We start from the raw sequence: 23,305 nt of genomic DNA on the forward strand, positions 1-23,305 counted from the left end.
GTACTCCTCGATCCACCCCTGATCCAACGCCACCAACGTCTGCGGCAGCCGGTCAACCAACGTACGGGCGAACTTCAGCCGGCATCGGGCGGCCCGGTCGGAGATGTGCAGCTGGGTGGCCACCTCCAGGTAGGCAAACTCATCACCCTCGGTATCCCGGGCGTAGGCGGCCAACTGGCGCAACTGGACAGCCTGGTAGTGGCCGATCAGGACACCGGCCAACGCCGCATCCCCGAGGAGATCCCGAGGCCCGGTCGCGGGCTGGTGGTCCTGAATGACGAGCACACCGACACGCTAGCCGACCCCACCGACAATTCCGGGCCACCAACGGCTTGATCAACAAAATTGGAGGGAAGATCTTGGGGGGTGGACCCGCATCGTGAAGCATCCCGGGTTTGGTGCACACCTCGGTTGTTGTGTGGGGCCGGGGGTGGCTGTGTCGGTAGCATAGTAGATCTCTTTGGCTTCGGTGGGTGGGATTTCGGCCGAGGCGGTGGATGAGCCGGGTGGTGTTGTATCAGTGCACCCAGGCCGAGGTAGCGTGTTCGATGTCGGCCAACGTCTGGAATTGTCCACTGTGGAATGCTGAGTCGTTGCGGACGCATTTGGTCTTGTAGAGGCCGATGGTGGTCTCGGCGAGGGCGTTGTCGAGCGCGTCGCCGGCGGTGCCGATCGACGGGATCAGGCCTTTCAGGAGCAATGTCTGTCCGAGTGGACAGCGGTGTACTGGCGACCGGCGTCGGAGCGGTGGATGGCCCCGCCGGGCAGCGGTCGGCCCTGGCGGCGGCGGAAGGCCGCGGCCTGCCGGATCGCTGCGGGGACCAGCCGCTGGTGCTTGGTGGTTGAACACTCCCAGCCGGGGATGAGCCCGGCGAAGGCGTCGATGACGAAGGTGGTGTAACCGAACCGGCCACCGCCGATCGGCACGTAGGTGAGGTCCGCGACCCACAACGCGTCCGGCCGGTCCGCGGTGAACCGGCGGTTGACCAGGTCAGGGCGCGCGGGTGGGTCGGGTCGGTGACTGTGGTCCGTGGCGTGCGGCCGCGGGTGGTGCCGCGCCAGCCGTGGTCGCGCATCGGCCGCTCAACCGTGCAGCGGGCTACCGGCACACCCTGGCGCTGCACGTGAGCCCACATCTTCAGGCTCCCGTACAGCGACTCGGGCGGCCGGCGGCCCGCCTCGGTCGGCTCGTCCGAGCCGGCCAGCAACTCGGTGATCGTCATGTCCCACCACGCCCGCTTGCTCGGCGGCCGGGCCACATGCGCGTGGTAGGTGCGCGGGGCGATCGGTACACCCAGCTCGGTCAGCGCGTGGCAGATCGGTGCGACCCCCGAACTCCTGGCGATGCTGGTCGATCAACGCGCAGATCAGCGGTGTAGCGGGTCGCACTCCCGCGCGAAGAAACTTGTCGCCGCCTTGAGGATCTCGATCGTGCGCTCCAACTCGGCGTTCTTGCGCCGTAGCTCCCGTAGCTCGCGCGCGGTCTCGCTGGTCACACCCTCGGCCTGGCCGGCGTCCACCCGGCCTGACGGACCCACTGGCGCAGCGTCTCAGCGGTCATCCCCAACCGCGCCGAGATCGCCTTGATCGCCACACACTCCGACGGGTAGTCACCCCTGTACTCCTGTACCAACCGGACCGCCTTGACCCCGGTCTGCTGGCCGAACCTGCCGCGCATCGCGCCATCCTTCCCAATCCGGCAGAAGTGCACGAAACCCGGGACGGTTCATCAGGTGCGGGCCTCTGCTGACCACGATGTTGGTGGGGTGGAATGGAGTTGGGTGGCGGCAAGCTGTCGGTAGAGGGGGTCTGAGGAGATCAGTTGGGCGTGTGTGCCGTCTGCGCGTAGGCGGCCGGCCTCCAGGACCAGGATCCGGTCGGCGCTGGTCACTGTGGACAGTCGGTGGGCGGCGACCAGGACGGTGGTGGTGCGGGCGAGCTCGGAGACTAAGCGGCGTAGGCGGTGCTCGTTGACGGCGTCGAGTTGGGAGGTGGCCTCGTCGAGCAGCAGCAGGCGGGGGCGGCGCAGCAGGGCTCGGGCGATGGCGATGCGTTGGCGTTGCCCGCCGGACAGGGTGACCCCGCGGTGGCCGAGCATCGTGTCCGGGCCGTCCGGCAACCGGGCAAGCAGGTCGCCGAGGCCGGCGCGGGCAATGACGTCCTGGATGTCACTGTCCGAGGCGAGGGGTGCGGCGAAGCGTAGGTTGTCGCGCAGGGTTCCGGCCAGTACTGGGGCATCTTGCTCGACGTAGCCGATGGTGGCGCGCAGCTCGGCGAGCGGCCAGTCGCGCACATCGCGGTCGCCGACCACCACGCTGCCGGCCAGTGGCTCGTAGAACCGTTCTAGCAGCGCGAAAATCGTGGATTTGCCGGCGCCGGAAGGGCCCACGAGCGCGGTCGTGCCGCCGGGTGGCAGGCGGAAGCTGATCTCGTCGAGCACCGGCTCGGGGCGGTCGGGGTAGCGGAACGATACGCCGTGGAACTCTACCGCGAGCCCGGTGCCGGTTGTCGGAGCCGTTGGGGCGGGTGGGATCGGGGCGACGGGTTCGGTGGGCAGAACGTGCACCTGCCGGGTGCGGCGGACCGCCGCCAGGCCGGCCTGCAGGTCGCCGGCGGCGTTCACGAGGTACGCGATCGGGGACAGCAGGTAGAACACGTAGAGCAGGAACGCGATGAGCGAGGACAGCGGCAGGGCGCCGCTGGCCACCCGGGCACCGCCGACGCCGAGCACCGCGAGGAACGAGACGTGAACCGCAAGTCTGGACAGGACATTGACCAGCGACGACCAGGCCGCTGCGGACACTCCCTGCTGCCAGGCCCGATCGGCGGCCCGGTCGAGCACCGCGGTCTCTCGATCCTCGGCGCCGCTTGCCTTCACCGTCCGGAAGGCGCCCAAGGCGCGCTCGAGTACCGCGCCCATCTCGCCGACGGCCTGCTGGGCGTGCTCGGTGGCGCGCCCGATCCGCGGCACGACCGATCCGATCAGCCCGATGGTTGCCAGGATGACGCCGAGCGTGACGCCGAGCAGCACCGGATCCAGCAGCGCCATCAGCACGATCGTGCCCACGATCAGCAGCATCCCGTTGGCCGCGTCGACGATCGTGCTCGTCGCCGCGGTGCGCAGCAGCGTCGTGTCGGAGGTCACCCGGGACAGCAGGTCGCCCGGCTTGAGGCGATCGACCTCGGCGACGGGCAACCGCAGCAACCGGCGGATCAGCCCGCGCCGCGCCACCAGCACGACGCTCTCGGCGGCCCGCTCGAGCAGGTAGGTTCCGACGGTGGCGATCACGGCGGCGCCGATGACCAGCCCGGTCAGCACCGCGATCGGCACGAGCACGGGCTCGCGTGTGGACAGTGCGTCGATGACCCACTTGGCGGCCAGCGGCTGGGCCAGCCCGGCAAGCCCACCGGCGCAGGTGATCACGCCCGCAATGACCAGCGTTCGGCGGTGCGGGCGGACGTGGTCGAGCAGCAACCGCCACGCCGACTCGGACGTCATGGCGCCAGCGCGCGGTGCAGCACGACGTACCGGTCGAGCGCGATGCCACCGCCGGCGTGCATCCGCTCGGCTCCGGCGAGGAATCGGCGGCGAAACTCGGCTTCCCGCTCGGGTGGCAGCCGGTCGACCCACCCGGCGGACACCGCGGTCGGCAGGCGTGCGGCGAACAAGTCCCACAGGGCGGCGGGATCGGGGATGGGCACCGGAAGCTCGAAGTCCCGCCTGGTCCAGCCGACGAATCCGGCCGTGGTCAGCAGCGCGGCCACGTTCACGTCCACCTGCTCGTCCAGATCCTCGGGCACGGCGCCCGGGTAGAACTCCCGGGCCAGATCCACCAGCCACTGCCAGCGTCTGCGGTGTGGCCGCGGACCGGGCAGGGACAGGGCGAACACCCCGCCCGGCCGCAGCACCCGGCGCACCTCGGCCACGGCCGCCTCCCGGTCGGGCAGCAGGTCGAGCACGAAGCCCGCGGTGACCACATCGAAGCAGGCATCGGGAAAGTCGAAGCGCTGAGCGTCCATATAGGACACGGTGACGGTGGGAAAGTCGGCCCGCAGGCGGGCGACCATGGCGGGGGCGGCGTCCACGGCGGTCACCACGCAGCCGCGGTCCACCGCGGCGCGCACGACGGCGCCGCGTCCGGCGCCCACATCGAGCAACCGGGCCCCCGGCGGCGGATCGGCATAGGCGAGCAGCTGCCGGCCGAACTCGAGGGTGGCCGGGTCCATCTCCTCGTAGATGTGGGCGTTGTCGTCGTACCACTGCCAGGACTGCTCGGTCTGGGTCACGGGAACTCCTTATGCCACGGTGAAGAACGTGCGGAAGTAGTCGGCGGGGTAGTCCTCGCCGACCATCACCCCGTCGACCTCGACCCAGGCGTGGGCGTAGAACGGAGCGAGCCGGCGGGCGCCCACGCACCAGGTCGGCCAGTGCCCGTATGACCGGCACAGCAGTGCCGTGGCCAGGGACCGGACCAGGCATGCTTCGCGTCCCGCGCATGCCAGGCTCACAGACACCACGGCCTGCCGGGCGCTCGACGCCTCCGCGTAGGTGGCCGGCCGGGCTCCGCGGCGCAGCCGGGTCAGCACCGCGCGGATGCGCTGCGGCGGTCGTGTGGCCAGCAACCGGGCGGCGGCCACCGCCGCCCGCACCCGGATCCGCCGGCCGAACGGCACCGAGCGCGGATCGTAGGAAATGGCTTCAGGACTGGACATTCGGTGTCCTTACTCGTCGACCAGCCGCGCGGAGCGCAGGTCCGCCAGCAGCTCCTGCACGTCCCGGGTCGCGTCATCGATGCCGACCGAGAACTCCTTGGTGAGCGCCTGCGCCGCCTGGCCGGCCGTCCCGCCGGCCAGCATGGTGCGCAGCACGAGGGCGCCGGTCGGGTTGAGGTCGAAGTATTCGCCGCTTTCGCCGTCGAGCAGCACGATCCCGTACTCGGTCTCGGCGTCGAACACGCCGGGGCGCAGTTTCAGCGCCATGAGAATCTCCTTACGTGGGCACGGTGTTGCGTTCCAGCGCGCGCAACCAGATCTCGCACGCGAGGGTCGGGTAGAGCGCGTGGAACTCCAGCCGCGTCGGCAGCGGACGGCCGCAGACCTCCCGGAGCGCGGCCGCGTCGATCACGCCGAGCCGGCCGAGGCGGGAGTCCTCGCACAGGGCCAGAATCTCGGCACGGTTCGCCCGGAACCCCACCTCGACCTCGTGTGAGCCGATGGCTTTGGTCTGGCGAGCAAGGGTTTCGTCCGGCACGATGCCACGCATCGCCTCGACTGCCAACGCTTTGAACCGCCAGGGCGTCACCCGTTCCCGTGGGCGCACCGCGAGGCCCGCCTCGATCACGCGGTCGTCGAAATACGGCGCGGCCAGCGCGATCCCCCGCTGGCGCGCGAGCTGGCCGAGGTTGCGGGTCATCCGGGCAAGGCCGCCGAGATCCGCGATCTCCTGGTGCTGACCGTGGCCGTGACCGAGCGGTTCGGTGGTGGGCGCGGCGCGCCGGATCAGATCGCGGACCGCGGCCGCGGCGTCCGGCGTCGCCCATGGGGGAAGCCGAACCGGTTTGGCCCAGTAGAAGCTCGGCCCGAGCGAGGACACCGGGTCGGCCGTGAGGTCGGCGCCGAACTGGAGCAGCCACTCCCGGTAGGACCGGTTGTCGAGCAGCTGCCGCAGCGAGGTCCAGTACGGCCACCGGTTCAGCGCGGTGTAGCCGCGCAGGTTCCGCAGCGCGGTCCGCGGATGCTTGCGCAGCAGGGTGTGCAGGTGGGCCGGGGAGCCGCCGAGCACCTGGTCGCCGCCGAAACCGGTGAGGTGCAGCCGAGATCCGCGCGCCGCCGCCCGGTCCGCGATGACCAGCCACCGGCGGTCGAGGGTGATCGCGCACGGTTCGTCGAGTGCGACGTCGTCCCGCTCGCCGATGCCGGAGAAGGCGAACGGGGTGCGTTCGGAGGGCACGACGTGGTGCTCGACGGCGCCAAGCGCGGCGACCGTCTTGCGCGCCCAGTACGCGTCATCGGCCGCGGGATCCAGCGGCGCCCAGGTGTAGGCGGCCACGTGGGCCGGGCCGCCGGCGGCGAGGCAGCACAGCGACGTGGTGTCGAAGCCGCCCAGATCGGTGCTGACCAGTTCGCGGCCCCGCGTCCGCACCTCGACGGCGGCCGACAGCGCGGCACGAAACGCCGGCGCGCCTTCACTCATCGGGACCTCGGGCCGCGGCGGGGTCCACCAGCGCACCGGCCGGTGCCGCCCCGTGCGATCGATCGCCAGGTAGCACCCGGTGGGCACGGCGGCAAGACCGCGCCACATGGGCTCCCCGCCGATCGGATGCGGGGCGCCCGGCTCGAGCAGCATGACCGCCAGCCGCGCCTCGTCGAGGGCGGCTCCGGTGAGGCCGGCCAGCACGTCGGCGCGATCGGCGGCCACAGTGACGCCGTCCACCCCGGCGTGGAACACCCGGCGAAAACCGCTGACCGGGCCCTGGACGCGGACCCGTCCGGCCACCGAGGCGATCAGATGGAAGTTTCCCGCCCAGCACCTTGCCGGTTGGTCGAGATCGGCGAGGTCGGCGACCCTGGCCGCGCGGTGCGCGAGGTCCGCGGCCGAGAGCAGGTGCTCGCCGATGACCGCGATCGCGGTGTCGCCGCACGTGGCGACGGCGGCCTGCTCGTCGGCCCACCGGCCGAGCAGCCAGGTTCGGCCGGAGGGATGCCGGATGACGCACGTTGCCCGGCTCCGCAGCGCGGCAGCGGCCGGTTCGGCCGCCGGGCAGTCGGGAAGCACGACGAACCACGAGGGCACGCGATCGAGGTGAGGGTGGTTCACGGGCCGATTCCTTCCCGATTCCGCACGGCCTGTTGGAGAATGTGGGCGAGCACCCGGGTGGTGGTCACGCAGCGATCACCACCCGGGGCTCGCGCCCGGTCAGCTCTCATCGAGTCGAGCCGACCGCGGCGAGTGGTCGACCGTCATCACTGCTTTCCGAACAGAACAATGAGGTCATCCGGACCGTGCTGGCCAATACCGGTCTTCTTCACGAAGGAACCGGACTTCCGCAGCGTCGGACGCTCGTACGTACGCATCTGTTTCACCTCCCTTCGTCAGATCACCACGCGCGGCGCGAGCCCGCGAAACGGGGCTATCCATTGCTGTGAACGGATCGCAACTCGCAGGCCGCGCGAATCCCGCAATCGTGGCGGGTCAGAATGTCGAATCCGGTGAACCGCCTGCCTAACTTCCGCCTGCTCTACGTGCGTCCCTACCTGCGAAGATCCCTGCCCAGCCGGAGATCACCAGGGATCGTTGCTCCCCGAATCCCACGATCTTCGCGCCGGGCCGTGGACAATTTTTGTCCGTGATATCGCTCGTCAATAGTGCGTAACGTCATTGTTTGGACACGCATGTGTCATCGCCCGGATCGTGCGGATCTCACGGAGATAATGCCAGGGCTCGGCCGGCGTCCAGGGCATGAGCTGGGGTAACTACATTCCGTGAGAACGCCCGAAGATAACGATTGGATAAATTGCTCGACTATTTCGTCATGGTCATTTCGCTCGAACCAGGTGGCGGTTTACCTCGAGCACCCCGGAGGCCAGTTCGGCGATCTCGACCACCTCGACCCCGCTGGCCGACAATCGCTCGGCTCCCTGACCGTCCACAAAGGTCTGTGGTTCGCGCAGGGCGAAGACCACGCGCGGAATCCCCGCGTCCAGGATCAGCTGCGCGCAGCTGAACGGCCGGGACGACCGCTTGCTGCACGGCTCGAGCGAGCAGTACATCGTCGCTCCCCGCAGCCGCGGATCCCCGTGCTCCACCTTGGCCAGCGCGGCCTCCTCGGCGTGCACCCGATCGTCGGTCTCTCTCGAATAGCCCCGGGCGATCTCCCGGCCGCCATCGTCCACAATGATCGCTCCGACGCTGAACGCGGTGCCGGACGGCGGGCACCGGTGCGACAACTCGATTGCCGCACGCAGCCATCGCCGGTCGTCGGCCGCGCGGCCGAGGACGTAGCGGAGCAGGACGACCTCGCCGATCGGGCGCACCTCGGCCAGCGCCATGGCGGACCGGAACTGTCCATCGTAGACGAACCGGGGCGCCCGGCGGTCGCCGACGAACACGGGGGCCACGACGAGCTGCAGCTCGTCGGCCAACCCCGCGGTGAGGAACTCGGTGAGCACGGTCCCACCGCCCTCCACCATGAGCCGAGCCACCCCGCGATCGTGCAGATCACCGAGAATCCACGGCAGGCTCACCGAGGATCCGCAGTCGACGACCGTGGCGAGCGCGCCGAGCCGGTCGTCGAGCTTGGCCGCGACGGCCGACGGGCAGTACACCAGCTTGGCCGCGGATCCGGTGGTGAAGAACCGGCTGGCCGGGTCGAGATCGCCGCTGGTGGTGAGGGTGACCTTGGCCGGGTTGCCAGCCGGCCCGCGCACCACGAGGCGCGGGTTGTCCCGGCGAATGGTGTTGGCGCCCACCAGAATCGCGTCCACCCCGGCGCGAACGGCGTCCACCCGGGCGAGGTCCGCCTCGTTGGACAGCACCAGCCGCGTGTCGGTGGCGTCGTCGAGGTAGCCGTCCACCGACATGGCACAGCTCAGCAGCACATATGGCCGGTTATTCACCAGATTTCTCCCTCTCTGCTCTGCCAGTATGCGGTACGTGGACAGCGGCGACAGACCACTCATCGGCGTCGACGGCATCGCATCCCCCAAGTGGGCGGAGTCCGACCGGGCGGTCGCGGCGGCAAGCTGGTGGCAGACGGTCCGCTCGGCGCCGGCGGCGGTGGCCACGGTGGTGCGGCTGTCCTGGCGGGCGTCGCCCCGGTGGACGCTGCTGGCCGGCGTGCTGAACCTCGCGTTGGGTTGCCTGACCGCGTTCGGCCTGCTGGCCACGGCGAACGTGCTGACCGAGTTGCTCGAGCAGGGGCCGACACCGCAGCGCGTGCTCGCCTCGCTGCCCGCGATCATGCTCGTGGTGGCGGCCTACTCGACCGGCGCCGCACTCGAGTCGGCGGTGGCGCTGGTGCAGGGTGTGCTCAGGCCGCGGGTCGAGCTGGCCGCCAAGGACGAGATGTACGAGGCGGTGCTCGGCGTCGAGGCCGCGGCGTTCGACGACGCCGACTTCCAGGAGCTGGTGCGCCAGGGCGGCCAGAGCGGCACACATGCGATCAGGAACTCGGCCCAGGGTGTCAACGACCTGCTGAACACGGTGGTTCGGCTGGTGGCGGCCATGGCGACGGTCGGGGTGTTCAGCATCTGGCTGCTACCGGCTCTGCTGGTCGCCGCCGCCGCGGACGCCTGGGCGGCGATGCGCGCGGCGAAGCTGAACTACGAGTCGTTTCTGCACATGGTCACCCGCAACCGCCAGTCCTGGGTGATCAGCGAGCTGATCACCGAACGCACGGCGGCCGTCGAGGTCCGGGCGTTCACCGCGCAGCCGGTGCTGCTGGCCGAGCATCGCAGGGTCGCGAAGATCCTTGCCGCGGAGGAGATCCGGGTCGAACGCCGCCAGACCGCCATCCAGCTCGCCGGCCGGACGGTGGCCGGAGTCGGCACGGCGCTGGCCTACGGGGTGCTCGGCTGGCTGCTGTACCTCGAAGCGATGCCGCTCGCGCTGGCCGGCGCCGCGGTCGTGGCGATGCGCACCGGGTCCACGGCCCTGAAGAACACCATCTACCAGATCAACCGGCTGTACGAGGAGAGCTTCCACATCGACCTGTTCGAGAAGCTGCTCGCCGAGGCGCGGGAAAGGCGGGGGCCCGAGCCGGTGGCCGACGCACCGGTGAACCCGGCGACCATCGAGCTGCGGAACGTCTCCTACACCTATCCGGGGGAGAGTTCGCCCGCCGTACAAGGGATTTCGCTGAAACTGCGGCGTGGCGAGGTGGTCGCGCTTGTCGGCGAGAACGGCTCGGGCAAGTCGACGCTGGGCAAGCTGATCACCGGCCTGTACCGGCCCACCGAAGGCCAGGTGCTCTGGGACGGCATCGACATCGCCACCGTGCACCGGCACACCCTGCACTCGCAGATCTCCGTCATCACCCAGGAGCCGCTGCGGTGGCCGGTGACCGCGGCGGACAACATCCGGGTCGGGCGGCTGGACCGGGATGCCCGCGACGGTACATTGTGGACGGTCGAGGCCAGCACGTCAGGCGCCGACGAGGTGATCAACGAGCTGCCGCGCAAGGAGAACACCATCCTGTCCCGGTACTACGAGGAGGGCAAGGACCTGTCCGGCGGGCAGTGGCAGCGGTTGTCCGTGGCCAGGGGTTCCTACCGCGATGCCCCGGTGCTGATCGCCGACGAGCCGACCGCCGCGCTGGACGCAAGGGCGGAGGCCAAGGTCTTCGGCGCGCTGCAGGCGGCCAGCCGGGACGGATCGGGCGCCCGCACCACCGTGCTGGTCACCCACCGGCTGGCCAACGTGCGGCACGCGGACCGGATCATCGTGCTCGAGCGGGGCCGGATCACCGCGGACGGCACGCACGACGAGCTCATGGCCCGCGGTGGTCTGTACGCGGAGCTGTACTCCCTTCAGGCATCGGCCTATCTGGACTCAGCGCAGCCGCACGACCCGCAGCTCGGGCGAGGCCAGGATGTCCCGCTCGCAGAAGCGTGACCGCACCCACCGGCCCGCGGAGAACTCCCGGGTCTGGTCGGCGTGGTGTGCCGAGGTGGGGTCGCTGGACTGCGAGTAGCTCAGCAGCGTCACCGCGTCCGGGCAGTGCCCGCCGGTGAACGAAACCACCTGCATGTGGCTGGATCCGTGCTGCACCTCGGTGTTGCCGCGGGCCGGATCCCACCGGCCGATGATCATGTTGAGCACGCCCTGCGCCGTGTGCCCGCCGTGGATGCCGATCTGCCTGCCGTTGCGCACGACGTACTGGTGCGCGCCCAGCGGTGCGTCCGGCGCGATCCCGGCCCGCTGCAGGTCGGCGATCGCGTCGCCGAGTGCCTGCTGCACCGCCGGAAGGCTCGTGTTCAGGGTGTTCGGCGTGCCGATCGGATCGGCCGGGTCGAACGGAACCCGCCACACCGCAGGGCCAAGGCGTTGCGCGAATCGGTCGAACAGCAGCCCGCCACGGCTGCGCAAGGTCATCGTGCGGTCCCAATTGGACAGTGCAGTGCAGGCCCGACCGACATCCACGGTGCCGCCGCCGGACGTCGGCGCCTTGCCGCCGGGGAAGGCCGCGCACATCGCCGCCGCGTCGGCCGCGGCGATCTCGCCAACGAAGCTGCGGTCGGCGAACAGCAGGTCCTGCATGGTCTGCCGGGAGAGCCGGCCCCGTGCGAGCTGCTGTTCGATCGCCGTGATTCCCATGCGGGTCCGCGGACCGCGCGCGGTCGCGATGTCGCCCATGATCCGCGGGTAGCCGGTGATCGGCTGGTGCGGGTTGGTCAACCACGCGCTGTCGTTGGAGTTCTCCACGTAGTCCGCGCGGGTCAGCACCGGCATCCGGCTCGGGCCGAAGATCCCGGGCAGCACCGCGTCCTGGTCGCTGCCCCAGGCGCAGGAGACCCGCGAGCCGTCGAGCACGGTCAGCCCGGTGCCCGGGAAGATCGCCGCGCCCAGCGGGGTGCTGCACGCCCTGGCCAACTCGTCGGTGACGTGCGGCACCATCTGGACGTCGGCGTAGAGCGCGCGGCCGGACTGGTCGGTGGCGATCGTGTTGACCCACGGCACACCCTGGGTCCGGGACAGCACGTCCACGATCTCCTTGGTGCTGCGCGCCCGGCCGAGCTCGAACCAGGTGTTCAGGCCGCGCAGGTTGCCCTCGTTGGCATCGCGCAGGGTGTACGCACTGGCTGCCGTCCAGGCCAACGGCAGCCCGAACAGCGGCGAGAGCACCGGTCCGTACCGGGTCGAGTAGAGCGTCCGCTCGACCGTGGAGATCGATCCGTTCGCGTTGCGCACCTGCACGGCCACTCGCCGGCCGACCATCCGCTCCGGCCGGCCGTCCACCAGATAGGTGGTCGGCGCCCCGGGGACCAGCCGAACCTCGTAGAAGCCGAACGTCGTCATCGTCGACACGGTGTGGCTCCACGCGATGTCGCGGTTGAAGCCGATCTGCACCATCGGCATGCCGAGCAGGCTGCCGCCGCTGACGTCGAGCCGCCCGGGCACGGTCAGCTGGGACTGCCAGAAGCGGCGGGCGCCGTGCCACGGGAAGTGCGGGTTGCCGAGCATGAGCCCGCGCCGGTTCACGGTTCCGGCCGCGCCGATGGCGATCGCATTGCTGCCCATGTCCCGGTTGTCCAGCGCCGCACGCACCCGCTCGGCGGCATCGGCGGGAACCGCCGGCGAGGCCGTCGCCGAGGACGCGGCCGGAGGCTGGGCGGAGACGATCGCGTCGATCATCCCGGCCTGGCTGGCCAGCAAGCTCGTGGCATAGAAGTGCCGGTAGACGTCGATCTCGGCGATCGGGCGCACCCAGTCGGCGCCGCGGCAGGCCGGGTCGGAGATGTTGCGCACGCCGGTGTCGCGCAGGTACCGGTTGTAGCCGGCGACGTATCCGCGGACGAGCTCGCGCGCCTCGGCCCGCGGCCCGATCGGCGGTCGCGCGGCCAGGTTCCGCTCGATCACGCCGGAGTCGTTGATCTGCTGGAAGTGCAGGTCGCTGGCAAGGCTGGAGGACGCCGGGCCGAAGGCGTCGTTGGCGGGTGCGTCCGGACCGAGGTAGCGCGACCGCTGCGCGTTGACCGTCAGGTAGGTGTCGGCCAGCACGCAGATGTTGTCCGTGGCAGCGGCGAACCCGTAGCCGTAGCCGAGGCCGGCGAAGTTCGCCGCCTTGATGTGCGGGATTCCGTGCTCGGTGTACCGGATGTTCGCCGCGAGCCCGTGCCGGGCCGCGTCCTGGAGCTCGAGCGTGTCGTCCTCCGCCGCCGCGACCGGGGTGATCGCCGCCAGTACCGTGGCCAGTGCGGCGACGAGCGCCGCGGTGAGCATGCCCCTTTGCATGCTCCATTCCTACCCGACATGGCAAGGGAGGGACGATGTCGTACGTAGGGAGCACCGGGGAGATCAGCGCCAGCTACCGGCCGCTTGAGGACGTGCCGACGCTGCACCGGCCGAAGCAGACCGTTCGGTTCACCGCGCCCGGATCCGTCACCAACGGCCAGTTCGGCCTGTTCCGCTACGAGATGAAGCCGCGGGCCGGCGGCCCGGGGCCGCACATCCACAAGACCTTCTCCGAGTCGTTCTACGTCCTCGGCGGCACCGTCCGGCTGTACAACGGCGAGAAGTGGGTGGACGCCACCTCCGGCGACTTCCTCTACGTGCCGGAGGGCGGAATCCACGCGTTCCGCAACGACAGCGACGCCGACGCGGCCATGCTCATCCTGTTCGCCCCCGGCACGCCGCGGGAGCGGTTCTTCACCGAGCTGGCCGAGATCGTCGATTCCGGCCGCACACTGTCCGAAGAGGAATGGGCGGAGTTCTACGCCCGGCACGACCAGTACAATCTTCGCTAGCTCGTCGACCGGCGCTCGAGCCGTTCACGAGAGCGTGAACAGCCGGCCGGGCTCGGCGGTCTCGACCGGGCCGGGTACTCGGATCCGGCCCAGCTCGGTGACCGCGTCGCACGGCGCGGAATCCGCCGTGTACGGCAGGATCCGGCCGCCGCAGCGGGCCCGCAGCCCGTAAGTCTCCATGCTGTGCCGCATCGCGACCGCCTGCAGGGTCAGCTCGCCGAACGCGTGCGTCGCGCCGTGTGCGAGGTGCACGATGTCGAACACCGCCGCCGGTTCGGCCCGCTCGTCGAGCATGCCGGTGATCGCGGTGGCCACAGTGGACGGTCCGAGCAGCGGTAGCGGCGCGGACCGCGGCGTGCCGTAGGCCAGGGTGTGCCACGCCATGGGCAGATCCGCGCAGTGATCCGGATGCAGGGGGCTGATCCAGATCGCGTCCAGGTCGGGCAGCGTGGTGTGCCGCAACAACTCCACCAGCGTGCCCGAGCCGGCGTCCACCCAGGTCCGCCGGCCGGCCGCCTCGAGCAGGTAGCCCGAGCAGGGCCGGCCCGCCGCCGGCCACCCGCCGGTCGAACCCGGCACCCGAAGCCGCACGGCCGCGAGCATAGCCACAGGGCCTGGTTAGTAGGCCATCCGTCTGATCCGGCCGGCGTACAGCGCCTCGAGCTTGAGGTTGCGCTCGTGCCCGCCGGGAACGTTGGACGAGACGTACACCGGCGGCGCGATGCCGGCGGCCAGCAGCCGCCGCACCGCCTCCGCGACCACCATCTGCACCAGCACCGCCGCGGTGACCGAGGAGATCGCGCAGGCCGTCGATCCGTCCGGCAGGGTGAGGATCGCGTCGCCGTACGGGGCGCCGGTGTCCAGCGTGACGTCGGCGAAGTCGAGCAGCCGCTTGCCGGACGCGTGCTTGGGTTGCGCCTGCCGGCTGTGCTCGAGCGAGGTGATGCCGACCAGCTTGTGCCCGGCGGAGGTGGCCAGGTGGGCCATCTCCACCACCGAGCCGTTCACCCCGGAGTTCGACGCGATCACGAACAGGTCCTGCGGCCGGCGGGTGGTGAGGTCGAACAGCCGGCCGGCCACGTCCGCGTCGCGCTCGAGCATCGGGTCGTCGAGCACGCTCGGGTCCTCGCCGCCGGCGATCACCAGATCTGCCAGGCTGATCCGGTTCGTCGGGATGAGGCCGCCGGCCCGCCCGGCGATCTCGAGGGCGACGGCCTGGGAGTGCCCGGTGCCGAAGGCGTGGATCACACCGTCGGCCCGCACGCACTCGGCGAACAGGTCGCCGGCGGCCTCGACGCCCGCGCGGGCGGACTCGGTGACGGTTCCGAGCCGACGGATGATCTCCGTGGCATAGGTCTGTGCGGTGACGTTCACGCGGCACAGTGTCCCGAAGTTGTCCAGACCAGTCAGCCTCGGGGGGTAAATACTTGGACAACCGGCCGGGCGGACCCGCACCCTTGGCGGATGCCGGTCGATCTCCCCGCGGGCTACGCCTGGCGCCGCGCGACACCCGCCGACGCCGAGGCGATCTACGCCCTGGTCAGCCGCTGCAACACCGAGGTGCTCGGCTACGCCGACGTCACCCTCAACGACATCCGGGACGACCTGATCGAGCCGGGGTTCGATTTGGAGACCGACAGCTGGCTCGGCTTCACGCCCGACGGCTCGCTGGCCGGCTTCGCCTGGGCGATCGGCAAGGGCAGCGGCGAGCAGGTCGACGTGGACGTCATCACCCGGGACGACCAGCTCGCCTCCTGGCTGTACGACCGGGTCCTGGCCAGGGCCGCCGAGATCGCGCACGCCGGCGGGCACGCCCGATACGTCGTCGACAAGGGCATCTACCGGGCCGACACCAGGGCGAGCGCGGCCGCCGAGAAGCACGGGTTCAGCCCGGTGACCGTGTTCTACCGGATGCGCATCGACCACGGCGCCGTCGCCGTGGACCCGGTGCCCCCGCAGGGTCTCACCGTCCACAATGGTCCCGGCGACGAGGGCTTCCGCCGTACCGCGCACGCCGTGCTGAACGAGGCGTTCAAGGACCACTTCGGGTGGGCCGCGCGGACGTTCGAGGACTGGCACCAGCTCCTCGAGCAGGAGCTCACCTTCGACTGGTCGCAGCTTGCCGTGGCAGAGCTGGATTCCCGGCCGGTCGCGGTGCTGCTGACCACCGACCGCTACGTCGAGGACGAGAACTGCGGCTACGTCGCCGACATCGGCGTGCTGGCCGAGGCCCGTGGCCGCGGCATCGCCAAGTACCTGCTGCGGACCGCGTTCGCCGCCGACATCCGGGCCGGGCGCGCCGGCACGATCCTGCACGTGGACAGCAACAACACCACACCGGCCCTCGGCCTCTACGAAAGCGTCGGCATGCGCCCGGTACTGGTCATCGACGTGTGGCGGCGCGCCGTCGGCTGAGGCCCGCGCGGCCCCGACGCCGAGCAGGTTGAGCACGGCCGCCTTGATCGGGATGAGCACCGAGCGGAACAGCGCCAGCAGCAACAGCCCCACCACGACCGAGACGTACGCGTCGATCGTTCCCACCTGGCGCACGTGGCCCGAATGCCGAGAGCTGACCGCGCTGGCTCGGCTCAGGTTCGCAGGACCGCCGCAAGGGTCTCGGCCAGCGGCGTGGTCGGCCGGCCGATCAGCGAGCTCAGCTGACCCGGCGTGTCGCCGAGCGCGCCGGCTGCGATGTCGCGGTCGAAGCTGACGTAAACGTCGGCGGCCGCCTCGGGCAGGCCGGCGTCGATCAGCGCGGCGCGGTGCTCGTCCGGGGTCAGGTTCCGGTAGCCGACCTCGCGGGCGGCGATCCGTCCGATCTCGGCGGCCAGCTCGGTGTAGCTCCACGCCTTGTCGCCGCTGAGCTCGTAGATCCGGCCGGCGTGGCCGTCGGTGGTGAGCACGGCGACGGCCGCGGCCGCGTAGTCCGCGCGGGTGGCGCTGGCCACCCGGCCGTCCCCGGCGCTGCCGATCACCACGCCGGTCTCGGCGGCGGTGCGGGCGGCCTGCTCGTAGTTCTCGGTGTACCAGCCGTTGCGCAGGAACGTGTACGGCAGGCCGGCGGCGACGATGCTGTCCTCGGTCGCCTTGTGGTCCGGGGCAACGATCAGCGGCGAGGTGTCGGCGTGCAGCACGCTGGTGTACACGATGGCGCCGACCCCGGCGGTCACCGCGGCGTCGATCACCGCGCGGTGCTGGGCCAGCCGCTGGCCCGGCGTGTCACCGGAGATCAGCAGCAGCCGCTCGGCGCCGGCCAGCGCGGCCGGGAGCGTGTCCGGCTCGTCGTAGTCGGCCCGCCGGACCTGGACGCCCCGGTCGGCCAGCTCGGCCACCTTCTCCGGGCTGCGCACGGCGGCCACGATTCGCTCGGCCGGCACCCGCTCCAGCAATCCCTCGATCACCAGCCGCCCCAGCTGCCCGCTCGCCCCGGTCACCACGATCATCTGCTGTACTCTCCTTCTGACTTGTACTAACTCTCAGTTAGTACTATCACAGGGTAAGTACTGTGGCCAAGGTAGTGCTGTGTGACGGAGAGAACTGCGGCTGGTGCAGTGCTGTGCCGCGGTGAGTACCAAAAGCAGAGGTAGTGCCGTGTCGACCGTGGGTACCGTTGGGGCCATGGATGAGCACGGGCGGATCTTGTTCGATGTGTTCGCCAGGGACTGCCCATCCCGGCACGCGATGGAGCACGTGACCGGGCGCTGGGGACTGCTGGCCCTGGTCGCGCTGCACGACGGTCCCGCCCGGTTCAACGCGCTGCGCCGCCGCGTGCAGGGGATCAGCGAGAAGATGCTGTCCCAGACGCTGCAGGCGCTCGAGCGCGACGGCTTCGTGCACCGCGACGCGCAGCCGACCATCCCGCCAAGGGTCGAGTACAGCCTCACCCGCCTCGGGAAAGAGACCGCGCGCAAACTCGCCGACCTCATCGAGACGCTCGAGGGCCGGATGCCCATGATCGTCGCCGCCCAGCGGGCCTATGACGAGGCCAAAGCCCGAGTCTGATCAGCCATGGAGCTGGAGGGCCTTGCCGGACGGATGGGTCAGCGTGAGGCGATCGGAGTCGATCTCAACCGTGACCTCCCCGTCGAGCACCGCGAGCACGGCGTGCTCCAGCGCCATCCGGTCCGGGTCGCAGGCCTTTCGCGTGGTGGCGACGGCGTCGAAGCGGATCGTGTTGCCGGACAGCTGGTAGGGACCCGAGCCGCTGTTGCACCCGGCCGACACCAGCACCTTGTCCGCCTCGAACACCAGCGACGCCTCCGCGCCGGCCGGGACCGAGGACGCGGTCTGACCGTCCACCACCGTGTCGACCGTCCACCGAGTGCCCCGCAGGGCCAGGTCGGGCGCGGCCACCTCCTTGTCCTGCAGGACGAGTTCGGTAGTCGGGTTGTTGACGATCAGCTTGGCGCCGTCCAGCCGCCAGGACGGCTTGCTCCCCAGGAACGCCGCCAGCCAGCTGTCCTGCTCGTGTAGCGGCGCCTCGCAGCCCGCGCCGGTCGACTCCAGCTCGGCCACCTCGATCCGCCCACCGTCCAGGCGCACCGGCCCGGCCATCGTGTTGCACCCCGCGGTGGCCAGCAACCGGCCGTCGTCGGTGAACCGGAAGCTCACCCGGGACTGCCCGGCCAGCGCCCGCGGCCGCCCGTTCTCGGTGAGCGTGGTGGACAGGAACGTGCGCCCGCGCAATCCGGGATCGGCGGCGCTCTGCCCGTCCGAACCCGCTGGCGCGCCGCCCTCGCCGCGGTCGCCGCAGCCACCCACCGCGAGCAGCAGCGCGAACGCGACTGCGCCGAACCGTCCGGCCTTCATGTCCCCAGGACGGTACCGGGGCCCGGTCGGGTTGCGCCGTCAGGTGAGCGGGGTCGGCACCAGGCTGAAGGCCGGGTCGAGGTGGGCGGTGTCGTTGAACCGGCGCAGGATCCAGACCTCGGGCGTGATCACCAGGTGGGAGATCGAGGCGTTGTCCGCGCCGACGAAGGCGAACGGTCGGGACCGGGCGGCGTGGGCGAGCGCCTGGCCGATCACGCCGCCGTGGGTGAACACCGCGACCGTCTCGTCGGGGTGGGCCGCGGCCAGCCGCTCGATCGCCTCGCGCACCCTGGCGGCGAACTCCTCGGCGGGCTCGGCGCCGGGGATGACGTCCCAGCGCTGCTCGGTCCACAGGCGCTTGGCGGTCTCGCCGTTCTCCGCCACCTTCTGCCGGAACAGGCCGCCCTCCCACTCGCCGAGGTACACCTCACGCAGCCCTGGCTCCACCTTCGGGGTCATCCCGAGCCGCTCGACCAGGGGAGCGGCGGTCTGCGACGTGCGGCGCAGCGGGGTGACGTAGACGTGGTCGATCTTCGCCACGCAGAGCCGGTCGGCGACCCGCTCGGCCTGCTCCCGGCCCTCCGGCGCCAGGTCCGGATCCGAGAGCCCGTCGACGAGGGGGAACGTGTGGCCCCGCCGGGCCGGCGCCGATTCGCCGTGCCGGACGAGCAGCAGCTCGGTCGAGCCGGGCGGTGGCGTGAACCGCGCCTGGCGGAACTCCTCGGCGTCATTCTCAGGCTGGTTGGTCACGCCCGTGAGGCTAGCCTGCGCGGCCGCTTCACCAACCGGGCCGCCGCGTCGCGTGTTCTTAACTTGCTTAACCTCGGATACGGGTTATCCTCACCTCGGCCAAGGAGGTGGACGAATGGCGCGGACGGCTCGCCGGCTGCTCGCCAGCCGGTTGCGCGCGCTGCGGGAGACCGGGTTCGACGTGAAGGTCACCCAGGACCAGCTCGCCGCGGCACTCGGCGCGGGCAAGCCGTTGAGCAGCGCGGCCATCTCGACGTGGGAGAACTCCGAGATCGACAAGTGGCCGTCGCCGACCAGGCTGGTGCAGTATGCGTTGATCTTCAGCGGCCCGAAGAGCCTCGTCCCCGCGCTGCACGTGCCCGACGAGTCCACATTGGACAAACCAGCGCGGATCCGGTTCCACCAGCTGCGTTCCGGGCTGCTCGAGCTGCGCGAGAGCGCCGAGCGGGAGGCCAAGCGGGAGCGGACCCACCCGGCGCCGGCCGGCGGGCACGAGCTGTGGCACCACGACCGCGCGGAGAAGCTCTTCGTGGTGGCGCCCGAGCTGCCGCCCGGCGAGCGGATGCCGTACGCGGACGAGCGCAACGTCAACTACATCCGGCTGGCCCGCTACGGCGACCTGGACGCGTTCTTCGAGATGTTCGTGTCGCTCACCCGCATGGGGTACACCAACCTCAGCCATCGCTCGGCCCGGGAGCACGGCATCGGCACGGCACGCAACCTCGTGCTCATCGGCGGCCCCACCTGGAACCCGCTGACCAGGTCGTTCATGCACCTGCTGAACCTGCCCGTCGAGCAGCACCCGGCGGCCGGCGGCGAGGCCGGCTACTTCACCGCCTCCGACGGCACCGCGGTGGTCCCCTCGGTGCTCGGTGAGTCCCAGGTGGTGGAGGACATCGGGCTGTTCGTGCGGGCGACCAACCCGACCAACCCCGACACGGACGTGACCATCTGCACCGGCGTCTACACCTACGGCGTGCTCGGCGCGGTGCACCTGTTCACCAACCCGCGGCTGGCCGGCGAGAACGTCCGGGCCGTCCAGGAGCGCCTCGGTCAGGCACGCGCCTTCGCCGTGCTGTTCCGGGTCAAGGTGATCGACGGCCGGGTCCCGACCCCGCGGCTACCCGCTGCGATCATCGACTGCGTTCCCCTGGACTGACTCGACCACCTGGTCCGCGGGCTGCGCGGTGATCTCCTCGAGCACGTGCGCGATCTGGATCACGGCGAACACCACCACCGCGAGCAGTGCGGCGAGCAGCACCCGCAGGAGGGGCTTCCACAGCGCGATGGCGATGAGACTGAGTAAGAAGAGGGCGGTCAGCATGGCTGCTCCCATCGGCAGAGCCGGGTTGCGGGCCGCACCATGTGTAGCGCTAGCTCACGGGCGCGACCCGGGTCCAACCTGGAGTGCGAGGCCCATATGGTTACCTCTTGGGTTGAGAAGGGTTACATCCGGACAAGTTAACTATCTCATTCAGTTAACCCTGCGTCTACGGTCCAAGGGCCCTAACTTCTTTCAGCTCCGCTACAGGGAACGCTGAAGAAACCGTCGCTGGTGCACCGTCGCCCGCCGGACGATCCTCAAGGCGTGATCACGCCCGATACCAAGGACTGGACCTGGGTCCTGACCCGACCCTGCCCGGAATGCGGCCTCGACACCAGAGGCATACGGCCCGAGCAGGTCCCCGATCTCCTGCGCGCCAACGCCACCGCCTGGCACGAGCTGCTGTCCACCCATCCCGAGCCGGCCCGCCGCCCCCGACCCGACACGTGGTCCCCCCTCGAGTACGCCTGCCACGTCCGCGACGTCTGCCGCATCTACGACCACCGCCTGCACCTCATGCTCACCGAGGACAACCCCACCTACCCCGACTGGAACCAGGACCAGACCGCCCTCGACGACGACTACGCCCACCAGAACCCGCACCGGGTCGCCGCCGAGTTGCGCACCGCCGCCGACACCCTGGCCACCCACCTCGCCGAGGTCTCCGGCCCCGCCTGGCACCGCCCAGGCACCCGCGACGACGGCGCCCACTTCACCATCGCCACCTTCGCCCGCTACTTCATCCACGACCCCCTCCACCATCTCTACGATGTCACGGGCACCCGCATGCCGGCGCCGGAGGCCTGACCGTCCACAGTTGACTCAGCCGCCGGCTAGCTCTCGGCGAGGGCGGCGCGGATCTTTTCGGCGTAGGTGTCGGCGGGGTGGTCGGAGGTGTAGGGGTGGCGGGGGCCGAGCCAGAAGCGCAGGCCGTCCTTGCGGTTGCGGGGGATGACGTGCAGGTGGAGATGCGGGACGGACTGGCTGACCACGTTGTTGATCAGGATCATGGAGCCGTCGCAGCCGAGACCGTTCTCCACCGCGCGCTCGAGTCGTTGGGACATCAGGAAGAACGGGGTGACCCGGTCGGCGGGGAGGTCGCTGAGGAGTGGGATGTGGAGCCTGGGCACCAGGAGGGTGTGACCGCGGAACAGGGGTTTGTGATCGAGGAACGCGATCATGTGATCGTCTTCGTAGATCATGGTCGCGGGGAGGTCACCGGCGATGATCGCGCAGAACGTGCAGCGCCCGTCGCGGCTTGGCATGCGGGCCAGTGTAGTGCTTGTGATTCGACTCACGTTCGAGCGCTTTACTAGGTGCGGGGCACAGCATGGGTCCACTCCGTTGAATGGGGTGCACGATGAAGCTTTCCGTGACGCCGAAGCCGGCTCCGGGCTGGCTTCGGGAACTGGCCGATGCGCGCGCGACCTATCAGGAGCTGCTCGGCTGGCCGGTATCGGTTCAGGTGGGACGGCGCAGCCTGGTCGTGGCGGTGGGTTCGGCGCTGGCCGCGGTGGCCATGCCGGCGGCGCTGGGCGCGCGGGTCCGAGCGCAGCTGGGAATATCGATTCTCTCGGCGCCGATCGTGGCCAATCCGGACGGTACGCGGTGGACGTTCCTTGCCCGGCCGGACGAGCCGGTCCGGCCGGCGGTGGTCGAGGATCTGGCGGCGGCGGGGGTGCGGGTCGCGCCGGAAGGTAGCTACGTGGTGCTGCCGACCACCCTCGACCGGTCGAGCGGCCCGGCCGAGCGGTGGATCGACGAGCCGCGGCCCAACCGGATCCTGCCGCCGCTGCACGCGATCATCGCGCTCGCCCGCCGCCTCACGTATCGCGAGCTGCCGCGGACGGCGTGACGAACCGGATGTCGGGCGTGTCGCCGGGAGCGGCGAACTCGAGCAGCCGCGCGCCTTCCCGGGTCACCGCTGCGATGTCCGCTGTGGACAGACGGTTGAACGGCCGGACGGTCAGGGTGGCCGTACCGCGGTGTCTGGTGATCTTCCAGTCGCCGTTGGTGAAGCCGTCGACGAGCAGCATGCAGGGCTGGACGTTCGGCGGGTACTCCTGCCGCAGGGCGCGTTCGGTGATCACCCGGGAGCGGTCGGCGTGGGACAGCAGCAGGTTGTCGAAGTCGTAGAGAAAGCGCGGGGGAGCGGGGACGTCCGGGTCGGGCCGGGGCGCGTCCGGCAGGTCGAACAGCTCGCGGCCGTGCTCGTCGGCGAAGGTGACCAGGCCCGGCCGCAGCCGGTCGAACACCTCGCCCAGCCTGGTCAGGCCCGACCAGGTTTGCGCGTCCCGCACGCCGGCCGGTCCGAACGCGGCCAGGTAGCGCAGCACCATATCGTCCACTGAGGACTCAGGAGCCAGCCCGCGGCCGAGCCACGACTCGACCGTGGTGTGCGCCGGGCGCCCGCTCGCGCCCCAGACCCCCCTCGGCGGCACCTGGACCAGCGGCACCCAGGCCCGAACGGCCTGCGCCAGCGAGGCGGGATCCCGGTCCGGCCATTGGCGCGCCAGCGACCTGCCCAGCTCGCTGAAGATCAGCGGCCGCTCCTCGAGCAGCTCCCGGCCGGCCGCGATGAGCTTCTCGGCGTCCACACCGGAGAGGTTCTTGCCGAAGTTGCCGTTCATGCTGCGCTCGATGACCGGCTGCACCAGTGGGCGCAGCAGCAGGCAGTCCCGGGCGGTGACCAGGTGGATGGTCGAGCGCATCAGCGCCATGCGCACCACCTTGCGCTCGATGAGCAGGTCGGCGAGGCGCCGCGGATCGAACTCCGCCAGCCGGCACCACAGCCCGTGGTACCAGGTGTGCGGCGTCTGGGCCTGCAGCCCCACGAGGTGCTCGACCGCCTCGAGCATCGGCATGCTCGCCCGGCGCAGCAACAGCTGACGGTCCAACGTGGCGCGGTTGAGCGCGCGGCGGCGCAGAAGGGCCATGCCAAGAGTGTGGCCCGGTCCA

Annotated in this window: 24 protein-coding genes and 1 pseudogene; 7 read left to right on the top strand and 18 right to left on the bottom strand. The window is 70.6% G+C overall.

Features of this window, described 5'->3' with window-relative positions; genetic code table 11:
• The 9 genes and pseudogenes from VGX25_RS32145 to VGX25_RS32185 all read right to left on the bottom strand — a co-directional run.
• Positions 1 to 285: DUF222 domain-containing protein (locus tag VGX25_RS32145; RefSeq protein ID WP_326921725.1), on the bottom strand; the 285-nt coding region annotated here is incomplete at its 3' end.
• 159 nt (positions 286 to 444) lie between these two features.
• Positions 445 to 1,678, bottom strand: a pseudogene (locus tag VGX25_RS32150) (IS3 family transposase); the annotation flags it as partial.
• Positions 1,679 to 1,729: 51 nt separating this feature from the next.
• On the bottom strand, positions 1,730 to 3,499 hold the full coding sequence (locus tag VGX25_RS32155) for an ABC transporter ATP-binding protein (RefSeq protein WP_326921726.1): 1,770 nt from the start codon (positions 3,497 to 3,499) through the stop codon (positions 1,730 to 1,732).
• The gene (locus VGX25_RS32160) at positions 3,496 to 4,287 is read right to left on the bottom strand and encodes a class I SAM-dependent methyltransferase (protein WP_326921727.1); all 792 of its coding nucleotides are present in this window, start codon (positions 4,285 to 4,287) and stop codon (positions 3,496 to 3,498) included. The genes VGX25_RS32155 and VGX25_RS32160 overlap by 4 nt, the downstream gene beginning before the upstream one ends.
• A 9-nt stretch (positions 4,288 to 4,296) precedes the next feature.
• The gene (locus tag VGX25_RS32165; RefSeq protein ID WP_326921728.1) at positions 4,297 to 4,713 is read right to left on the bottom strand and encodes a lasso peptide biosynthesis B2 protein; all 417 of its coding nucleotides are present in this window, start codon (positions 4,711 to 4,713) and stop codon (positions 4,297 to 4,299) included.
• A gap of 9 nt (positions 4,714 to 4,722) precedes the next feature.
• Complete coding sequence (locus VGX25_RS32170) at positions 4,723 to 4,980, bottom strand: lasso peptide biosynthesis PqqD family chaperone (RefSeq protein ID WP_326921729.1); 258 nt, start codon at positions 4,978 to 4,980, stop codon at positions 4,723 to 4,725.
• 10 nt (positions 4,981 to 4,990) lie between these two features.
• Positions 4,991 to 6,817 carry an asparagine synthase-related protein gene (locus tag VGX25_RS32175; protein WP_326921730.1) on the bottom strand — a complete coding sequence of 609 codons (1,827 nt, stop codon included), beginning with the start codon at positions 6,815 to 6,817 and terminating at the stop codon, positions 4,991 to 4,993.
• 146 nt (positions 6,818 to 6,963) lie between these two features.
• Complete coding sequence (locus tag VGX25_RS32180; protein WP_326921731.1) at positions 6,964 to 7,074, bottom strand: keywimysin-related RiPP; 111 nt, start codon at positions 7,072 to 7,074, stop codon at positions 6,964 to 6,966.
• Between the two features lie 462 nt (positions 7,075 to 7,536).
• Positions 7,537 to 8,616 carry a dihydrofolate reductase family protein gene (locus tag VGX25_RS32185; RefSeq protein WP_326921732.1) on the bottom strand — a complete coding sequence of 360 codons (1,080 nt, stop codon included), beginning with the start codon at positions 8,614 to 8,616 and terminating at the stop codon, positions 7,537 to 7,539.
• A gap of 28 nt (positions 8,617 to 8,644) precedes the next feature.
• Here VGX25_RS32185 and VGX25_RS32190 point away from each other — a divergent pair, with 28 nt between their 5' ends.
• On the top strand, positions 8,645 to 10,612 hold the full coding sequence (locus tag VGX25_RS32190; protein WP_326921733.1) for an ABC transporter ATP-binding protein: 1,968 nt from the start codon (positions 8,645 to 8,647) through the stop codon (positions 10,610 to 10,612).
• On the opposite strand, the gene VGX25_RS32195 is transcribed toward VGX25_RS32190, so the two are convergent.
• A complete protein-coding gene (locus VGX25_RS32195; protein WP_326921734.1) occupies positions 10,550 to 12,952 on the bottom strand; it encodes a penicillin acylase family protein in 2,403 nt (800 codons plus the stop codon). The two genes, VGX25_RS32190 and VGX25_RS32195, sit on opposite strands and share 63 nt — an antisense overlap.
• 35 nt (positions 12,953 to 12,987) lie before the next feature.
• Here VGX25_RS32195 and VGX25_RS32200 point away from each other — a divergent pair, with 35 nt between their 5' ends.
• Positions 12,988 to 13,464 carry a cupin domain-containing protein gene (locus VGX25_RS32200; RefSeq protein WP_326921735.1) on the top strand — a complete coding sequence of 159 codons (477 nt, stop codon included), beginning with the start codon at positions 12,988 to 12,990 and terminating at the stop codon, positions 13,462 to 13,464.
• A 24-nt stretch (positions 13,465 to 13,488) separates the two neighbouring features.
• Here the strand turns inward: VGX25_RS32200 and VGX25_RS32205 are convergent, their stop codons facing one another.
• Positions 13,489 to 14,055, bottom strand: a complete 567-nt coding sequence (locus tag VGX25_RS32205; RefSeq protein ID WP_326921736.1) for an MBL fold metallo-hydrolase — start codon at positions 14,053 to 14,055, stop codon at positions 13,489 to 13,491.
• 27 nt (positions 14,056 to 14,082) lie between these two features.
• Positions 14,083 to 14,838, bottom strand: a complete 756-nt coding sequence (locus VGX25_RS32210) for an SIS domain-containing protein (protein ID WP_326921737.1) — start codon at positions 14,836 to 14,838, stop codon at positions 14,083 to 14,085.
• A 90-nt stretch (positions 14,839 to 14,928) separates the two neighbouring features.
• Between VGX25_RS32210 and VGX25_RS32215 the strand changes: the two genes are divergently transcribed.
• A complete protein-coding gene (locus VGX25_RS32215; protein WP_326921738.1) occupies positions 14,929 to 15,879 on the top strand; it encodes a GNAT family N-acetyltransferase in 951 nt (316 codons plus the stop codon).
• A gap of 173 nt (positions 15,880 to 16,052) precedes the next feature.
• Here the strand turns inward: VGX25_RS32215 and VGX25_RS32220 are convergent, their stop codons facing one another.
• Positions 16,053 to 16,907 carry an SDR family oxidoreductase gene (locus VGX25_RS32220; RefSeq protein ID WP_326921739.1) on the bottom strand — a complete coding sequence of 285 codons (855 nt, stop codon included), beginning with the start codon at positions 16,905 to 16,907 and terminating at the stop codon, positions 16,053 to 16,055.
• Positions 16,908 to 17,082: 175 nt separating this feature from the next.
• Between VGX25_RS32220 and VGX25_RS32225 the strand changes: the two genes are divergently transcribed.
• The gene (locus VGX25_RS32225; RefSeq protein ID WP_326921740.1) at positions 17,083 to 17,466 is read left to right on the top strand and encodes a helix-turn-helix domain-containing protein; all 384 of its coding nucleotides are present in this window, start codon (positions 17,083 to 17,085) and stop codon (positions 17,464 to 17,466) included.
• On the opposite strand, the gene VGX25_RS32230 is transcribed toward VGX25_RS32225, so the two are convergent.
• Positions 17,467 to 18,273, bottom strand: a complete 807-nt coding sequence (locus VGX25_RS32230; RefSeq protein ID WP_326921741.1) for an META domain-containing protein — start codon at positions 18,271 to 18,273, stop codon at positions 17,467 to 17,469.
• A 39-nt stretch (positions 18,274 to 18,312) separates the two neighbouring features.
• The gene (locus tag VGX25_RS32235; RefSeq protein ID WP_326921742.1) at positions 18,313 to 19,023 is read right to left on the bottom strand and encodes a histidine phosphatase family protein; all 711 of its coding nucleotides are present in this window, start codon (positions 19,021 to 19,023) and stop codon (positions 18,313 to 18,315) included.
• Between the two features lie 115 nt (positions 19,024 to 19,138).
• On the opposite strand from VGX25_RS32235, the gene VGX25_RS32240 reads away from it, so the two are divergent.
• Positions 19,139 to 20,182: a helix-turn-helix transcriptional regulator gene (locus VGX25_RS32240; protein ID WP_326921743.1), complete on the top strand. Its 1,044-nt coding sequence runs from the start codon at positions 19,139 to 19,141 to the stop codon at positions 20,180 to 20,182.
• Here the strand turns inward: VGX25_RS32240 and VGX25_RS32245 are convergent.
• Positions 20,144 to 20,347 carry a hypothetical protein gene (locus VGX25_RS32245; protein WP_326921744.1) on the bottom strand — a complete coding sequence of 68 codons (204 nt, stop codon included), beginning with the start codon at positions 20,345 to 20,347 and terminating at the stop codon, positions 20,144 to 20,146. The genes VGX25_RS32240 and VGX25_RS32245 overlap by 39 nt on opposite strands.
• 264 nt (positions 20,348 to 20,611) lie before the next feature.
• Here VGX25_RS32245 and VGX25_RS32250 point away from each other — a divergent pair, with 264 nt between their 5' ends.
• Positions 20,612 to 21,154, top strand: a complete 543-nt coding sequence (locus VGX25_RS32250; RefSeq protein WP_326921745.1) for a DinB family protein — start codon at positions 20,612 to 20,614, stop codon at positions 21,152 to 21,154.
• Between the two features lie 26 nt (positions 21,155 to 21,180).
• Here the strand turns inward: VGX25_RS32250 and VGX25_RS32255 are convergent, their stop codons facing one another.
• Positions 21,181 to 21,612: an HIT family protein gene (locus VGX25_RS32255; RefSeq protein ID WP_326921746.1), complete on the bottom strand. Its 432-nt coding sequence runs from the start codon at positions 21,610 to 21,612 to the stop codon at positions 21,181 to 21,183.
• Between the two features lie 95 nt (positions 21,613 to 21,707).
• On the opposite strand from VGX25_RS32255, the gene VGX25_RS32260 reads away from it, so the two are divergent.
• Entirely contained in the window at positions 21,708 to 22,202 is a 495-nt protein-coding gene (locus VGX25_RS32260; RefSeq protein ID WP_326921747.1) for a hypothetical protein, read from the top strand.
• On the opposite strand, the gene VGX25_RS32265 is transcribed toward VGX25_RS32260, so the two are convergent.
• Positions 22,171 to 23,283, bottom strand: coding sequence for a winged helix DNA-binding domain-containing protein (locus VGX25_RS32265; protein WP_326921748.1), 1,113 nt, complete (start codon positions 23,281 to 23,283; stop codon positions 22,171 to 22,173). The two genes, VGX25_RS32260 and VGX25_RS32265, sit on opposite strands and share 32 nt — an antisense overlap.
• Positions 23,284 to 23,305: the final 22 nt, after the last annotated feature.

The organism is Actinophytocola sp. (genome assembly GCF_035942955.1).
Taxonomy (GTDB): domain Bacteria; phylum Actinomycetota; class Actinomycetes; order Mycobacteriales; family Pseudonocardiaceae; genus DASYTH01.

Bases quoted from the DNA above. Each gene is read 5' to 3' on its own strand.
- VGX25_RS32190 (WP_326921733.1), top strand. From the start codon at position 8,645: ATGCGGTACGTGGACAGCGGCGACAGACCACTCATCGGCGTCGACGGC.
- VGX25_RS32220 (WP_326921739.1), bottom strand. From the start codon at position 16,907: ATGATCGTGGTGACCGGGGCGAGCGGGCAGCTGGGGCGGCTGGTGATC.
- VGX25_RS32240 (WP_326921743.1), top strand. From the start codon at position 19,139: ATGGCGCGGACGGCTCGCCGGCTGCTCGCCAGCCGGTTGCGCGCGCTG.
- VGX25_RS32255 (WP_326921746.1), bottom strand. From the start codon at position 21,612: ATGCCAAGCCGCGACGGGCGCTGCACGTTCTGCGCGATCATCGCCGGT.
- VGX25_RS32225 (WP_326921740.1), top strand. From the start codon at position 17,083: ATGGATGAGCACGGGCGGATCTTGTTCGATGTGTTCGCCAGGGACTGC.
- VGX25_RS32265 (WP_326921748.1), bottom strand. From the start codon at position 23,283: ATGGCCCTTCTGCGCCGCCGCGCGCTCAACCGCGCCACGTTGGACCGT.
- VGX25_RS32195 (WP_326921734.1), bottom strand. From the start codon at position 12,952: ATGCAAAGGGGCATGCTCACCGCGGCGCTCGTCGCCGCACTGGCCACG.
- VGX25_RS32260 (WP_326921747.1), top strand. From the start codon at position 21,708: ATGAAGCTTTCCGTGACGCCGAAGCCGGCTCCGGGCTGGCTTCGGGAA.
- VGX25_RS32170 (WP_326921729.1), bottom strand. From the start codon at position 4,980: ATGGCGCTGAAACTGCGCCCCGGCGTGTTCGACGCCGAGACCGAGTAC.
- VGX25_RS32180 (WP_326921731.1), bottom strand. From the start codon at position 7,074: ATGCGTACGTACGAGCGTCCGACGCTGCGGAAGTCCGGTTCCTTCGTG.
- VGX25_RS32245 (WP_326921744.1), bottom strand. From the start codon at position 20,347: ATGCTGACCGCCCTCTTCTTACTCAGTCTCATCGCCATCGCGCTGTGG.
- VGX25_RS32155 (WP_326921726.1), bottom strand. From the start codon at position 3,499: ATGACGTCCGAGTCGGCGTGGCGGTTGCTGCTCGACCACGTCCGCCCG.
- VGX25_RS32165 (WP_326921728.1), bottom strand. From the start codon at position 4,713: ATGTCCAGTCCTGAAGCCATTTCCTACGATCCGCGCTCGGTGCCGTTC.
- VGX25_RS32200 (WP_326921735.1), top strand. From the start codon at position 12,988: ATGTCGTACGTAGGGAGCACCGGGGAGATCAGCGCCAGCTACCGGCCG.
- VGX25_RS32215 (WP_326921738.1), top strand. From the start codon at position 14,929: ATGCCGGTCGATCTCCCCGCGGGCTACGCCTGGCGCCGCGCGACACCC.
- VGX25_RS32230 (WP_326921741.1), bottom strand. From the start codon at position 18,273: ATGAAGGCCGGACGGTTCGGCGCAGTCGCGTTCGCGCTGCTGCTCGCG.